Here is a 14,860-nt window from a genome sequence, read left to right as displayed (position 1 = left end):
TTTTCAAGGCCGTTTCACCGAAGTGAAACGTTGTTGCCGATGCTACTTCGTCGTGTGACCCGAAGGTCTTTTCGTCGAAGCGAGCCGCCTATTATGTCAGGCTTTTCGTTTCCGTCAACACCTTCTTTCGAAGCTTGTTGCCGTCGCTGCGGGTGGGTGTTCACCGGGGTGAAGACCGCGTCGCAGCGAGGGAGCGAATACTAAAGACTTCTGAAAATTCGTCAAGCGTTTTCGTCGATCTTTTTCATCATCGCGTCATCCGTGCGTGCTGCTCGACAACGAGCGCGGCAGCACGCGCGTTGCGCGTGCTGCCGCAGGCTTGCTAACAATGCATCTCTTGTCATCAGGAATGCATGCGATGTCTGCGGTTGGCAAACGTTCGTTGTGGCGCGATCTCTCCCTGCCTGCGGTGATGGCAGGTTTCATTACCGTGTTGGTGGGCTTCGCCAGTTCGGCGGTGATCGTGTTCCAGGCCGCACGCGCGGTCGGCGCAGACCAGGCGCAGATCGCTTCGTGGATGTGGGCGTTGGGCCTTGGCATGGGCGTGACGTGTATTGGTCTGTCACTGCGCTATCGGATGCCGGTCGTCACTGCATGGTCCACGCCCGGTGCGGCGATGCTCGTGGTCGGTGCGGGCGCGGTCGGCTACAGCGATGCGATCGGTGCGTTCGTGCTTGCCGCCGTGCTTGGCATGTTGGCCGGCTTCTCGGGGATCTTCGCGAAGCTGATGAAGCGTGTGCCGATGGCGCTGGCCGCGGGCATGCTTGCGGGTGTACTGCTGCGCTTCGGGCTGGATGTGTTCGTCTCCATGGGCACCCAGCTGGGCATGGCATTGGCGATGTTCGTCACGTGGCTGATCGGGCGACGGCTGTTCCCGCGCTATGCGGTGATCGCCACGCTGCTTGTCGGTGTCCTGGTCGCCGCAGGTCAGGGTCTGCTTCATATGCAGGACGTGCGGCTGGAACTGGCCACGCCGGTGTTCACCTGGCCAACGCTGTCGTGGGCAGCGGTGTTCGGCATCGCCCTGCCCCTGTTCGTGGTCACCATGGCCTCGCAGAACATCCCGGGTGTCGCGGTGATCCGTGCCTCTGGGTATGACACGCCGGTCTCGCCCGTGATCGGCTGGATCGGCGTGGTCAATACGATCCTGGCCCCCTTCGGTGCGTATGGGCTCAATCTCGCCGCGATCACCGCCGCGATCTGCATGGGGCGCGAAGCGCACGAGGATCCGGCCCGCCGTTATACCGCCGCAGTGGCCGCGGGTGCCTTCTATATCGTGGTCGGGCTGTTCGGGGCGACGGTGGCCGCTGTATTTGCTGCCTTCCCCAAGGAGCTGGTCGCCTGCGTGGCCGGCATCGCGCTGTTCGGAACGATCGCCAACAGCCTGGCCATGGCGCTGCGCGAGGAGGCCGATCGCGAAGCGGCGCTGGTGACGTTCCTGGTCACCGCTTCGGGCCTGTCGCTGGCCGGGATCGGTTCGGCGTTCTGGGGGTTGGTGGCTGGCGGGATCTGTCTGGTGGCATTGCGGCCGCGCCCGGCCGCACACTGACCGGTCACGCGCCTTACAGCCGCCTCAGCACGACGGATGGCGGTCATGCACCGCCACGGCAGCATCGATCTGGGCGTCGATCATCGCCTCGTGCAGGGCGGTGCTGGGCGCGCGATAAGGATTGCCGGCCATCTCGTCCGGCCGGGCCGGGGACGGAACCGCGCTCATAGCGGGCGAACCGCCAGGGTCTGCTGCAGCACATGCTGCGCGCCCGGCGCCAGGGTCACCACGTCCGGACCGGCGTTGGCCGCCTCCAGGCACACATAGTTGCGCCAACCGGCCCCGACGTCGGCCATCTTGCTGGCACCGGCCTCACCCGGGTTCCACGCCACCAGCGAGCGGCTGCCGGTGGTGGTGATCTCGATGCGGCGCTTCAGGCCCGGGTCCTTGAGCAGGTAACGGCCGCCAGCCTGCGTATAGATGCGGTCGCTGCGGCCCGGATCGCGCGGGTCGCGCAGGCTCCACTCGCCCTGCTGCTGGCGGGGGGCGGCGTAATTCTCGAACTTGTCCAGGTAGGACAGCCCCTCCAGCCCTTCCACGCTGACCTGCATCGCATCGCTGACATGGAAGTAGTTGTGCAGGGCCTGGGTGAAGGCGACCGGTTGGCGGCCGGTGTTCTCGGTGATCAGGCGCTGCTCCAGCGTGCGGCCGATCCGCAGCTCCATGCGCAGGCGCAGGTCCAGGTTCTCCAGCACCGGTGGGGCCAGGCTCAGCACCATGGTGCCATCGGCCTCGCGGCGGGCCTGCTGCAGCGTCCATGGCACGTTACGGACGAAGCCATGCGAGGGCACGTCGTTGCCCTGCCCCTGGCGGCCGAAATACGGCCAGCACACGGGGGTGCCGCCACGGATCGGGGTCGGCAGTGGCTGGGCACTGGGCGAGAGCCACATCACGTCCTGCCCGCCCTTGGGCACATAGGACAGGAGCTGGCCGCCGAACACGCTGATCGCGGCGGTGGCGAACGGCGTCTCGACCTTCCAGGCAGGGAAGCCCTGGATGTCGGCCAGGCTGAGCCCGGGCACCTTGGGCAGGGCAGCGCGCGGCGCGGCCGGCGACTGGACGTACTGGGCGTGGTTGGGCGGAAGGGTGAACACGGTGGAGGTCGGCATGGTCGATGTTGATGAAAGAGGAGCACCGCGCAGGGCGGTGAGGATGCGCTGGCCGGCACGGCCATCGGCGGGGGTCCAGCCCAGGCGCTGCTGTTCGGCCTGGATGGCGCGCCGGGTGGCGGTGCCGATCATGCCGTCGGCTGTGCCGATATCGTGGCCGCGGGCCAGCAGCAGGGTCTGCAGTTCACGGCGTTCGGTACGGCCGATGCCGGGATCGTCGGTCGGCCAGGCGGCCACGATGCCCTGGCCACCGCGCAGGCGGTCGGCCAGGGTGGCGATCGCCAGGGCGTAGCTCTCGGCGGCGTTGTACGCGTAGATCGCGTCGTAGTTGCGGAACACCAGCCAGGCCGGGCCCTTGATCCCGGTGGGCAGCAGCAGCGCGGCACTGCTGTCGGCGGGCAGCCCGGCCGGGGCCAGCGCGCCGCCGGCCACCGGGACGATGCCCTGTGCACGCCAGTCGGCCAGTGGCCTGCGCTGGGTGCGGCCGGCCTGGCCGGCGTTGAAGCCGGCCGGAACCGTCACTTCCATCCCCCAGGGCTGGCCGGTGCGCCACCCGGCCTTCTTCAGATAATTGGCGGTGGAGGCCAGCGCATCGGGAATCGAGGCGACCAGATCGCGACGGCCATCGCCGTCGCCATCCACCGCGATGCGCGCATAGGTGGAGGGCATGAACTGGGTATGGCCGAACGCGCCGGCCCACGAACCGGTCAGGCCTTCGGCGCGCAGGTCGCCGGCATCGATCAGCTTGAGCAGGGCGAGCAGTTCCCCGCGGAAGAAGGGCTGGCGGCGGCCTTCGCAGGAGAGCGTGGCCAGCGACTGCAGCAGCGGGCGCTTGCCGAACACGCGGCCGTAGTCGCTCTCCACGCCCCAGACCGCCACGATGGTGGCCGGATCAACCCCGTACTCGGCCGAGACACGGGCCAGCAGGTCACGGTGCTCGACCAGGCGGGCACGCCCGTCCTCGACGCGCTGGGTATCCACCAGCGCCGCAAGGTAGTCCCACAACGGGGTAGTGAATTCCGGCTGCGCGTCCAGCAGCGGCAGCACGCTGGGATCCGGGGTCAGCCCGGCGGTGAGCACATCGAAGCGCTCGGCGCCGATGCCCTGCTTGCCGGCCTGCGCCTTGAGCGTGACCAGACAGGTAGAGAATGCATCCGGGGCGGCCACCGCCAACGACGGTGCGCCGAGCCACAGCCCGGCCAACAACAGGGGCGACCATCGCATTGGCGGAATCCTTGCAGCCAGTGGACCTGCATCATAGCGGCAATGCCGCGCAGGTCAGACCGGCTGCAGCAGACGCAGGCCGAAGGCCGGATCGGTGGCGTTCCAGTGGGCCGTCACGCGCAGGCCCGCGGCCGCGGCCATCGTTGCGAACACCGCGTCGGTGTACTTGTGGCTGTACTCGACGGTCATCGCCTCGCCTGCGGCGAATTCGAAGCTCTGCCCGTCCACCTGCACGCGCTGCTCGCGCTGGCTGACCAGTTCGGTTTCGATGCGCAGGCGCGGCACGCTGTACCGCGCGCGATGACGGAACCCGTCGAGATCGAAATCACTGCCGATGTCGCGGTTGAGCCGGCGCAGCAGATTGAGGGTGAAATCGGCCGTGACGCCGGCCGCATCGTTGTACGCCGCTTCGATCAGCCCCGCATCCTTGTGCAGGTCGATGCCGATCAGGGCCATGCCGTCGGGGCCCATGGTCTGGCGCATGGCCTTCAGCAGCGCAATGGCCTCGTCATGCGCGAAGTTGCCCAGCGTCGAGCCCGGGAAGAACACCAGGTGGCGCGCCGGCTCGCGCTGCGGCGATGGCAGCTGCACCGGCTGGGTGAAATCCGCACAGACCGGCAGCATTTCGATCTCCGGCAGCAACGGGGCCAACCGGGTGATGCTGTCCAGCAGTGCGGCACGGGAGATCTCGATCGGGGTGTACGCCACCGGGTCACGCAGTGCCTGCAGCAGCAGCTCGGTCTTGCGCCCACTGCCGCTGCCCAGCTCGACCACGTGCAGGCGGGGACCGACCACCTTGGCGATGTCACGCGCGCAGTCCTGCAGCAGCTGCAGCTCGGTGCGGGTCGGGTAGTACTCCGGCTGCTGGGTGATCTGCTCGAACAACGCCGAGCCGTGGGCATCGTAGAAATACTTGGACGGCAGCTGCCGCGGCGTGGCGGAGAGGCCACGCAGGATGTCGGCGGTGATCTGGTCGCGGTCCGGCTGCAGATCGGTCAGCGCCTGGAGTGCATCACGGACCGAACTCATGCGGCGTCCCGGGCCAGGCGCAGGCCGGCGAACTGCCACCGGGCCGACGGCGCGAAAAAATTGCGGTAGCTGGCGCGCAGGTGATCGGCAGGCGTGGCACAGCTGCCCCCGCGCAGGACCCATTGCCCGCACATGAACTTGCCGTTGTACTCGCCGAGATTGCCCGGGAAGGTGCGGAACCCCGGATACGGCCCGTAGGCGCTGCTGGTCCATTCCCAGACATCGCCGAACAGCTGGACGATATCGCCTGACTCCTCCGCCCCGCCGGGGTGAAGCTGGTCGCAATCGGCGAAACGACCCCGCAGCGGGCGGCCCGCGGTGGCCGCCTCCCATTCGAATTCGGTGGGCAGGCGGGCCTCCTGCCAGCGCGCGTAGGCGTCGGCTTCGAAGTAACTGAGATGGCAGACCGGGGCGTGCGGATCGAGCGGGCGCCACCCGCCGAGGGTGAACTCGCGCTCCAGTGCGTCATCCCAATACAGCGGATGCTGCCAGCGCTGGTCCTGGCACAGGGTCCAGCCTTCGCTCATCCACCAGCGCGGCTCGCGGTAGCCGCCGGCCTGGACGAACCGGCGATACTCGTCATTGCTGACCGGGCGGTTGGCCAGCGCATGCGCCGGGACCAGGGCGCGGTGTACAGGCGATTCGTTGTCGTAGGCGAATGTCGGCTGGGTAGGCCAGACCGGCGCGCCGATCTCCACGATCTGCTCGGGACTGCTGAGCCACTGCAGGGGCAGCGCACGGGCCGGCGCCACCGCAAGATCCTCGCGGTAGGCTGGCTGCAGCGGGTTGGACCAGAACGCATGCTTGATATCGGTCAGCAGCAGTTCCTGATGTTGCTGTTCATGGTGCAGGCCGAGCAGCAACTGGTGCCGGGCCTGCTCGCTGAGGCTGCCGGCCTGCAGGGCGGTGATCACGCGCTGGTCGATCCGGGCGCGGAACGCCAGCACCTCTTCCAGCGACGGGCGCGAGAGCAGGCCACGCTGCGGACGTGCATGTGCCGGACCGATGCTCTGGTAATAACTGTTGAACAGGTAATGCCAGTCCGCATCGATCGGTGCGTAGCCGGGCCGGGTCGCCAGCACGAAGCGCTCGAAGAACCAGGTGGTGTGGGCCAGGTGCCATTTGGCCGGGCTGGCATCGGCCATGCTCTGCACCATGGCGTCTTCGGCGCTCAGCGGGGCGGCCAGTGCGACCGTGCGGGCCCGCACGCCGGCGTAGCGGGCGGCCAGCGACGACGGCGGGGCGGCAGTGTGCAGTGGTGCGGCAGCAACGGCGGTATTCATTGCGATCAGGATCGACCAGCCGGAGTGAGTGCCACGTCATGGCACGGCATCGGTCTGGTGACAGCGTTCAAGTTGAATACGCGCCCCCCGTAAGCGCCCGGGGCGACGGCGCTGGGGGTGCGTGCGGCCTCGTTGGGTCAGGGCAGCGCGTCGAGATAGAACCAGCGCCCCTCTTCACGCACGAAGCGGCTGTGCTCGAGCATCTTCACCGCACTGCCGCCGCCCACCTTGTAACGGGCAAGGAACCGGACCTGGGCGTGGTCCGGCTCCGACTGCGTGTGGGCCTGGATCGTCAGCCCCAGCCAGTGGGTGCGCTGGCCGGGCGCTTCCTCCAGCGACAGCTCGGCCGGGCGCGTGGATGGGTGCCAGCTGGCCAGCAGGTAGTCGGCCAGGTGGCGCACATAGGCGCTGTAACGCGAACGCATCAGCGCTTCGGCATCCGGGGCGGGCGCGCCGGCGTGATAGCGGCCGCAGCAGGCGGTGTAGGCCACGGGGCGGCCGCAGGGACAGGGATCGGAGTTGGCGGTGGTCATGGGGGTATTGTCGCGCGATGACCGGGCGTATGCTGGCGCGCCTTCTGCCGCGATGTCCCGCCGTGCTTGAGCTGGTTCCCCCTGAGCTGTTGTGGTTGGTGGCGATCGCCTTCATCGCCGGTCTGGTCGATGCCGCGGTCGGCGGCGGCGGGCTGGTGCAGTTGCCCGGGTTGTTCACCGTATTGCCGCAGCACACGCCGGCGATGCTGTTCGGCACCAACAAATTCAGTTCGATGTTCGGTACGGCAGCGGCGGCGTTCCGCTATGCACGCAATGTGCGCTTCCCGTGGCGACCAGTGCTGTTCGCCGCGGGCACGGCCTTCGTGTTCTCCTTCGCCGGCGCCACGGCGGTCAGCCTGCTGCCCAAGGACGCGGTGCGCCCGCTGGTGCTGGTGCTGCTGGTGGCGATGCTCGGCTACACGCTGTGGAAGAAGGACTTCGGTGCCCTGCACCGCCCGCGCGAGATCGGCCGCAAGGAGCTGGTGACCGCGCTGGCGATCGGTGCGGTGATCGGGTTCTACGACGGCTTCTTCGGGCCGGGCACAGGCAGCTTCCTGATCTTCCTGTTCGTGCGTTTCTTCGGGCTGGACTTCCTGCGCGCCTCGGCCGCCTCCAAGGTGGTGAACCTGGCCACCAACGTGGCGGCAATCTCGTTCTTCGTGCCGACCGGCAACATCCTGTGGCTGTTCGCGCTGCCGATGGCCGCGGCCAACATCATCGGCTCGGTGGTCGGCACGCGGATGGCGCTGCGCGGTGGCACGCCCTTCATCCGCAAGCTGTTCGTCGGCCTGGTGGTGGTGCTGATCGCCCGGATGGGCTGGGATACCTTCGCCGGCTGACAGAACGGGCCAGCCCTGGGGCTGACCCGTCGATTGCTCAACGCTTGGGCTTGACCGGCTTCTTCGCGGCGGTCCTGGGCGCCGGCCTGGCCGCCGCCTTGCTGGCGGCCTTCCTGGCCGGCGCTTTGGCGGGTGCTTTGGCCGGTGCCTTGGCCGCGGCTTTCTTCGGGCGCGATGCCGGTGACGGTGCATCCGGCGTCGCTGTTGCGGCATCGGCCTGCCCGGCAGCCGGTTCGGCGATCACGGCATCGGCGGCCTGCCCTGGCACCTCGACCTCCGCAGGCGATGCGATCACGGGCGCCACCGATACCGTCGCCACCGCGGTCTCACCGCCGGCGCGGGCGCGTTCGGGCAGCTTCAGGCGCTTGCCTTCGTCGTCGTACTCGATCAGCAGTACGCCGGAGTCGTGGCGACCGCTGATCTCCACGAAGCACGCACCGCCGATGAACGGCTCCAGCGTCATCACCGACTTCAGCGGCGTGGCCACGACCATCTGGAACCCGAAGTTGTCGAAGATGTTCATCGCCAGCGCGGTGAACTCGTTGTCGGCCTTGTCGAAGGCTTCATCGAGCACGACTGCCGCGTAGCTGGGCAGCTGGCCGTCGGCACCACCGAGCTGGTAGCGCAGCGCGGCCGCCAGGCAGGTGGTGGCCAGCTTCTGGCGCTGGCCGCCGGATTTGCCCGCGCCGCTGCGGTAGATCTCGACCTGCTGGCGGGTGGCGGCATCGAGCTCGACGCCGACGAATTCCACATGCAGGCGCACGTCGAGTACCAGCTCGCGCCAGCGCTTGTCCTCGCCTTCCTGCGAGCCGAGCTTGGCCACCAGTTCACGCAGCACCGCGAACTGCGCTTCGGCCAGTTCACGCTGCTCGGTCTGCTGCTGGGACAGGACATCGCGCAGGCGCTGGTGGAAATCCAGCACCTCGGGCAGACGGCGGTCGGTGAGTTCAATGGTCAGCAGCGTGCCGCGGTTGAACGGCACCTGCTCCAGCGAGGCATTGACCTCGTCCAGGCGCTGGGCGATCGACTTGCGCGCCTCGGCGGTGTGGCGCTGCAGGGCCAGCAGGTTGTTCTTGCTCTGGCTCTGCAGCAGATCGAAGAAGCGCGCCTCGTGCTGCGGCAGGCCATCGTTCTCCAGCCGTTGCAGGCGGGCCAGGAAATCGTCGGCGCTGGACAGGCTCACGGTGAAGTCGCCGCTGTCTTCCGGCCAGGCCTGGCAGTAGCGGCGGAAGCAGCCCAGCAGCAGGTTCTCCAGCCGGTTGTGTTCGGCCTGGGAACCGCCGAGCTGTTCGTTGAGGGTGTTGCTGATCTGCCGGAAGTGCGCTTCCAGGTTTTCCAGACTGAGCACGCCGAGCGCCTTGAGGCGTTCGTCCAGGCCCTGCTGCTGGAGGGGGGTGACCACGCGCTTGGCCAGCGGCGCGCACTGCTCGTGCAGGCGTGCCAGGCGTTCGTGCTCACGGCCGAGCTGGCCGCGCTCCACGCGCACGTCTTCATAGGTGCGCTTGGCCTGGGCCACATCGGCCCGGGTCTTTTCGATCTGTTCGCCGAGCCTGCGCAGGTCGGCATTGCCTTCGCGCAGGTCGTGCAGGGCCTGGGCGATGTCGTCCAGGCGCTGCAGCGGCGCGGCCACATCGATCTCGTCCCAGCCCAGCGTGCACAGTTGATGGCAGGCCAGGCGGGCCTTGCCATCCTGTTCGCGCTGCGCGCGCAGGCCGGCCACGTCGCTGTCGCAGGCGGCGATGCGCTGCGCCAGTTCGATCGCTTCGCGCTCGTACAGGTCCAGCTTGTCGCGGTTGTTGAAGCCGAGCAGCCAGCGGCGGCGGTCGCTGATGTTGTGGCGATCGTCCTTCTCGAAACGCTCGCCCGGGTGCTTGACCTGGCCTTCCTTGGTGATGCCGCGGTCGGTATCGCGCAGGTGGCGCGCATCGACGCATTCGTAGTCGAAGCGCTTGCCCAGCTCGCGGCGCAGCCAGCCGGCATAGCCGTGCTCGCGCAGCACCAGCTTGTGCAGCAGCGAGCGTGCCCCCGGCTCGCGGCCATGCAGCGCATCATCGTTGCGGCGCACGCGGTAATACACCAGGCGGGTACCGAGGTGGGTCTGGTTGATCCACTCCGAGACCTGGGCATGGTGGCGCTCATCGACCAGCAGCGACTGCGCGAAGCCATGCAGCACACGCTCGATCGCGCCCTGCCACGCGGCGTCTTCATCGCGGACCTGCAGCAGTTCACCCACGAACGGCAGCGCCGCCTCGGGAATGCCGGTGTCGCTGCTCAGGCGCGCGCGCAGCTGCTGCATCGGCGCCGGAATGCTGGACGGGGTGCGCTTGAGCGCCTCCAGTTCCGAACGCACCTCGGCAAAGCGGCGCTCGTCATCGCGCTTGCCGCCCATGCGCTCGGCGATGGCTTCATCCAGCTCGGCCGCGGCACGCTGGCCGTCGTCCAGTCTGGCCTGGGCGCGGGCCAGCTGTTCGGCGAAGCCGTGCGCGGTCTCGGCCAGGGTTTCGCCGAGCTCGCGGCTGGCATGGTTGGCCTGGTTGCGCTTGGCCAGGCGGCGGTCGCGTTCCTGGGCGACACGGCCCTGTTCGCGCTCCAGCTCTTCGATGCGCTCGCCGCCCTGCTGGCGACGCTGCGCCTCCAGTTCGGCGAGGTGGCTTTCATGGTTCTCCAGCGCGCTGCGGCGCTGGCCTTCTTCACCGGACAGGCCGCGGTCGCGGGTGTCCAGTTCCAGCAGGCGAGCCTCGAGCAGGGCCAGGCGACGCTGCTCGCGCACACCGTCGATGCCCAGCTTCATCTCGTCCAGGTCTTCACGCTGGCGGCGCAGTGCCTGCAGATCGGCGTAGTGACCGCGCGCCGGCAGCAGCGTTTCGACCTGGCGGCGCGCGGTGACCACGGCCTGGTGGGCGCCATCGAGTTCGGCGAAATCATCGACCAGGCGCTCGGCGGCATCGAAGGTGCGCGGCGCATCGAGCATGAAGTCGCGCAGGAACACGTTCAGATCGCCGAGGTTCTTCGCCGACTGCGTCTTGTGCAGCAGGCGCAGCGCCATTTCGTTCTCGATCCCGAGCACGTGGCGGAACCATTCGGCATAGCTGGCGAAGCTGTCGAAGTGATGCACATCGCCCAGGCGCTGCTTGAGCTTGCGCAGGTCCAGGTCGAAGCCGCCGAGGTCGCGCGCGATGTCGAAGCTGCGCTCTGCGACCATGTAGTGCTTGCGCACATCGGCCGCGGCGGCGCCGTTGCCGGCGATCCAGAACAGCCGCACCAGGCTGACGATGCGGCCGTCGTTGCTGCGGTACTCCAGCACCAGCGCGGTCCAGGTGGCGCCCTTGCGCAGGTACTGGGTGGCGATCTCGCCGGTGCCGCTGTCCTGCTGGTCAGCCCACGCGCCACGCACATAGGAGACCAGGTTGCGGTCGCGGCCACTGCGTTCGGCTTCGCGCGCGGCGGCGTTGAAGTCGACCAGGGCCGGCGGCACCAGCAGCGCGGACATCGCATCGAGCAGGGTCGACTTGCCCGAGCCGGAGCGGCCGACGAACAGGAAGCCACGTTCGGCGATCGGCACTTCGGTCAGGCCGGAGAAGGTGCCCCAGTTGTGGACCTGCAGGCGGCGCATGCGGAACTGCTGCGCGCGCGGGTCGGGCTGGTCGCCGGGGAACAGGGCGGGTGCGGGAATGTGGACGGTCATGGCAGGGCTAGCAATCCAGGCAGGGCAGCGGCGCGCGGGCGCGCGCTCAGGCGTCGAGGTCGGCCGGCGCTTCGCGCAGGCGGCGGTACACCTGGGCCAGGGCGGCGACATCTTCGGCGGAGAACATCAGTTTCAGTGCCGGCGAGACTTCATGACGCGCATCGTCACCGCCAAGGCGGGTGAGGATGTGGTTGTCCTTCATCTTCTGCACGGCACTGGCGACGCGGCGGTTGAAGCCGGCGCGGTCGGTGGACAGGTGGCGCTCGTACACGGCCAGTGCTTCGGCCAGCTCGCCATCTTCGACCACCGCGCGCACGCCGCGTGCATCGGCTTCAGCCAGCTGCTGGCGCAGGTGCAGCAGCAGCACCGAGTCGATGAAGGTCAGCGGCGAGGTACGCAGCAGCACCGGCGCGTCGATATCTTCGGTATCGGCCTGGCGGGTGAAGGCCACCCCGCTCTCGCGGTCCAGCACCAGCTCCAGGAACAGGTCCGAGAGCGCCGAACGGATCGCCGCTTCACTGCGGATCAGCGCCGGCCACAGCTTGGCGTGGCGCAGCTGGTCGATGCTGGGGCCGATCAGCAGCTGGCACAGCGCGCGGCGGCCATCGAGCGGCAGCCGGCCGGTGTCGCCCATGTAGAAGACATCGTTGCTGCGTCGCAGGACCGGCGTCACCACGACCGGCTCGTCGTCATGCTCGTCGGCGCCGCCGTCGATCGGGGTGTCGGTGGATTGTTCATGCCAGCTCATGGCGTTTCTCCTGGGTGAACCAGATCAGCGGAATGCGGGCGCGACGCCATTGGCCATCGCCGCCGCGCCATTGCGCGATCTCCTGTTGATCGGTGGCGACCTCGCCATGGCGGGTGCCGAGGGAGAGGTAACCGATGATGCTGCCCAGCCCCTGCGGGGCCTCACGGTGGTCGAGCACCTGCGCGATCGACAGCCGCGGCTGCTCGCCAAGCAGGTCGTGCAGATCGCGGCGCAGGGTGCGGAAGTCGATTTCCGAGGCGGCGACGAGATCGCCGACGCTCTCCAGCGAGATCGCGGCGGTGTCGTTGCGCTGCACGCTGCCATCGACCTGCGCCTGGCGCGGGTCGTGCAGCTTCCATTGCGAGAGCGAACGCAGGCGGCTGGTAGTCAGCTGCAGGTCGCGGCCGATGCTGCGCTGGGCCGGGATGTGGTCGCGCAGGCCCAGCGCCTCGCCTTGGGCCTGCTTCAGCAGCTGGTTGAGGCGGCGCTGTTCCAGGTAGCCGCGGCTCTGCACGAAGCCACGCAGGCTGCGCGCGAAGTGCTGCAGCACATCGTGGACCTGGCCACCGCGCTCGAGCATGGTGGTGGTGAAGCCGCGCAAGAAGGTGCGTTCGTTGCGGTCCAGCTTGCGGGCGAAGCCACGGGCAAGCACGGTCTCCAGCGCGGCGTCGAGCTGGGCGCTCTGTTCGGCATCGTTGAGCAGGCGCCAGAACGCGTCGAAGCTGCGCCCGGCATCGCTGTCACCGATCACATCCACGCCTTCGAACAGCTTGGAGAGCACGTCGCCGCGCTCGCCTTCGTCATCGATGATGCGTTCGCGGAATTCGCGGTTGAGGCGTTCGAAGTCGTCACGCACGCGGCGGAAATCTTCAGTCAGTTCGTCGGCCAGGCCGATGATCTGGCGGGTCCGTTCCAGCGCGCGCTTGCCATCCAGCGATGACACCTTGCCGCCGCTGACGCGGGCGATCTCGGCATCGATGCGGTCGCGCTCGTCGCGCAGCGCGGACAGGCGCGCATCCGGATTGGATTCGGTCAGCGCGGCCAGCTGCGAGAGCTGCTCGATCACCAATGCCAGCCGGCTCTCCGTAGCGGCGGCGCGTGCCTGCTCCAGGCTGTCGGCGAAGCGGATCGCCTGCGCGGCCTGGGTGGACAGTTCGTACTGTTCCTGGTCGGCACCCTCGGGCAGGCGGCGTTCCAGCCAGCCCTGGGCCAGCCAGTGGGCGATGTAGGCCTGCGCGGTGCGCGGCAGATCGCGCGACAGTTCATCGGCCTTCAGATCATCCAGCGCGCGCTGCAGGCGTTCGTGCAGCACCGCGGTGGACAGGGTCCGCTCGTCCTGCATCAGCAGGCTCTGCAGCAGGCCGATGATCTCCGGCGCGTGATCGGCCGCCAGCAGCTTCCACTGCGATTGTTCGCGCAGGTGGCGGTAACGGGTAATGCGCTCGCGATGCTTCATTCGAGACCGGGGACAGGAAGACGGGCCGCGCGGGTCGCAGCGGCCGGGAGGGAAACGGGACGCGCACGCACCCGCAGGGCCGGGCCGAAGCCCAGCACCTGCCGGCCGCGCGCGACGGCGCGGGGAATCAGCGCTTGCCGCCCACTTCGATGAAACGCAGGAACTCGGCGCGGGTACGCGCGTCCTCGCGGAAGCTGCCCAGCATCTTGGAGGTGACCATGCTGACGCCACGCTTGTGGATGCCGCGGGTGGTCATGCACTCGTGCGCACCTTCCACCACCACGCCCACGCCGACCGGCTGCAGCACGTCCTGGATGCACTGGGCGATCTGCGCGGTCATCTTTTCCTGGACCTGGAAGCGGCGTGCGTACGCCTCGACCACGCGGGCCAGCTTGCTGATGCCCACCACCTTGCCGGCCGGCAGGTAGCCGACGTGCACGCGGCCGATGATCGGCGCCATGTGGTGTTCGCAGTGGCTTTCGTACTCGATGTCGCGCAGCACGATCAGTTCATCGTAGCCGGCCACTTCCTCGAAGGTCCGCTCCATGTAGGCGCGCGGGTCATCGCGGTAGCCGCTGAACCAGTCGCCATAGGCTTCGGCGACGCGGCGCGGGGTATCCAGCAGGCCTTCGCGGGTCGGATCTTCACCGGCCCAGCGCAGCAGGGTGCGCACCGCCGATTCGGCCTCGGCCTGGGTGACGGGGTTGGCGTCGTTGTCTTGCTTGCTCATTACATACAGCACCCGAAGGGGGGCGAGCATCGTACCCGACAGACCCCTCGGGCGTCCTGCGCCGGGGCTCGGTGGCCCTGCCCGCGCAGGCCCTCGTTGGGCGACGGTTGTGCCGGAGGTATTGATAGGAGGGAAATTAGTAGTATCCTATCTATTCTGATGAACCGATCCTTCGACGAACGCACCCAGCTGCAGATGCAGCTCAGTTCCGGCCTGCTGTACGCAGGGCGGCAGTGGCAGCGCCTGGCCGACCAGGCCCTGGGCAGCTACGGCATCTCCGCCGCCTGCACCATGCCGCTGCTGATGATCGGGCGCGCCGGCGGGGGTATCCGCCAAGTGGCACTGGCCCATCAGCTGGGCATGGAAGGCCCGTCGCTGGTACGCCTGCTGGACAAGCTGGCCGCCAGCGACCTGGTCCGCCGCGAATGCGACGCCAGCGACCGCCGCGCCAACCTGCTGTGGCTGACCGACAAGGGCCAGGCCCTGGTCAGCGAGCTGGAAACCCAGTTGATCGGCCTGCGCCAGGACGTGTTCGGCGAGCTGTCCATGGATGAACTGCGCACCGTGCTGAAGCTGTGGCAGCTGCTGGCCGACGCTGCCGATCGCGTGACGTAAGCCTGTTCCCCCGTTGTGCCGCCCGGTGTCGTCCCTCGACGCCGGGCGATCCCCTTTCCG

At 68.4% G+C, this 14,860-nt stretch carries 11 protein-coding genes and 1 pseudogene; 3 read left to right on the top strand and 9 right to left on the bottom strand.

Going from position 1 to position 14,860, the window contains the following annotated elements:
- The first annotated feature begins 358 nt into the window (after nucleotides 1–358).
- A complete protein-coding gene (locus OC373_RS14940; protein ID WP_070426254.1) occupies nucleotides 359–1,549 on the top strand; it encodes a benzoate/H(+) symporter BenE family transporter in 1,191 nt (396 codons plus the stop codon).
- Between the two features lie 24 nt (nucleotides 1,550–1,573).
- On the opposite strand, the gene OC373_RS14935 is transcribed toward OC373_RS14940, so the two are convergent.
- The 5 genes from OC373_RS14935 to OC373_RS14915 all read right to left on the bottom strand — a co-directional run bounded on the left by OC373_RS14935 (nucleotide 1,574) and on the right by OC373_RS14915 (nucleotide 6,727).
- Nucleotides 1,574–1,717, bottom strand: a complete 144-nt coding sequence (locus OC373_RS14935; RefSeq protein WP_261997947.1) for a hypothetical protein — start codon at nucleotides 1,715–1,717, stop codon at nucleotides 1,574–1,576.
- Nucleotides 1,714–3,882 (bottom strand): lytic murein transglycosylase, encoded by a 2,169-nt coding sequence (locus OC373_RS14930; protein WP_261997946.1) that lies wholly within the window; start codon nucleotides 3,880–3,882, stop codon nucleotides 1,714–1,716. Before OC373_RS14930 ends, OC373_RS14935 begins: the two co-directional genes overlap by 4 nt.
- 54 nt (nucleotides 3,883–3,936) lie before the next feature.
- The gene (egtD, locus tag OC373_RS14925) at nucleotides 3,937–4,911 is read right to left on the bottom strand and encodes an L-histidine N(alpha)-methyltransferase (protein WP_261997945.1); all 975 of its coding nucleotides are present in this window, start codon (nucleotides 4,909–4,911) and stop codon (nucleotides 3,937–3,939) included.
- Nucleotides 4,908–6,194 (bottom strand): ergothioneine biosynthesis protein EgtB, encoded by a 1,287-nt coding sequence (egtB, locus tag OC373_RS14920; RefSeq protein WP_261997944.1) that lies wholly within the window; start codon nucleotides 6,192–6,194, stop codon nucleotides 4,908–4,910. Before egtB ends, egtD begins: the two co-directional genes overlap by 4 nt.
- A gap of 137 nt (nucleotides 6,195–6,331) precedes the next feature.
- Nucleotides 6,332–6,727 (bottom strand): YchJ family metal-binding protein, encoded by a 396-nt coding sequence (locus tag OC373_RS14915; RefSeq protein WP_261997943.1) that lies wholly within the window; start codon nucleotides 6,725–6,727, stop codon nucleotides 6,332–6,334.
- A gap of 62 nt (nucleotides 6,728–6,789) precedes the next feature.
- Here OC373_RS14915 and OC373_RS14910 point away from each other — a divergent pair, with 62 nt between their 5' ends.
- Entirely contained in the window at nucleotides 6,790–7,566 is a 777-nt protein-coding gene (locus OC373_RS14910; protein ID WP_070474219.1) for a TSUP family transporter, read from the top strand.
- 37 nt (nucleotides 7,567–7,603) lie between these two features.
- Here the strand turns inward: OC373_RS14910 and OC373_RS14905 are convergent, their stop codons facing one another.
- The 4 genes and pseudogenes from OC373_RS14905 to folE form a co-directional block, all read right to left on the bottom strand.
- Nucleotides 7,604–11,251 carry an SbcC/MukB-like Walker B domain-containing protein gene (locus tag OC373_RS14905; RefSeq protein ID WP_261997942.1) on the bottom strand — a complete coding sequence of 1,216 codons (3,648 nt, stop codon included), beginning with the start codon at nucleotides 11,249–11,251 and terminating at the stop codon, nucleotides 7,604–7,606.
- A 46-nt stretch (nucleotides 11,252–11,297) separates the two neighbouring features.
- Nucleotides 11,298–11,897: pseudogene (locus OC373_RS14900) on the bottom strand (DUF4194 domain-containing protein); the annotation flags it as partial.
- 88 nt (nucleotides 11,898–11,985) lie between these two features.
- On the bottom strand, nucleotides 11,986–13,455 hold the full coding sequence (locus OC373_RS14895) for a DUF3375 domain-containing protein (RefSeq protein WP_046274169.1): 1,470 nt from the start codon (nucleotides 13,453–13,455) through the stop codon (nucleotides 11,986–11,988).
- 127 nt (nucleotides 13,456–13,582) lie between these two features.
- Nucleotides 13,583–14,185 (bottom strand): GTP cyclohydrolase I FolE, encoded by a 603-nt coding sequence (folE, locus tag OC373_RS14890; protein WP_019183982.1) that lies wholly within the window; start codon nucleotides 14,183–14,185, stop codon nucleotides 13,583–13,585.
- A 159-nt stretch (nucleotides 14,186–14,344) separates the two neighbouring features.
- Between folE and OC373_RS14885 the strand changes: the two genes are divergently transcribed.
- Complete coding sequence (locus OC373_RS14885) at nucleotides 14,345–14,800, top strand: MarR family transcriptional regulator (protein WP_261997941.1); 456 nt, start codon at nucleotides 14,345–14,347, stop codon at nucleotides 14,798–14,800.
- Nucleotides 14,801–14,860: the final 60 nt, after the last annotated feature.

The organism is Stenotrophomonas sp. Ste96 (genome assembly GCF_024519495.1).
GTDB lineage: Bacteria > Pseudomonadota > Gammaproteobacteria > Xanthomonadales > Xanthomonadaceae > Stenotrophomonas > Stenotrophomonas bentonitica_A.
Note: the sequence above shows the minus strand (reverse complement) of the source record. Positions and strands in the feature narration are given on the sequence as shown.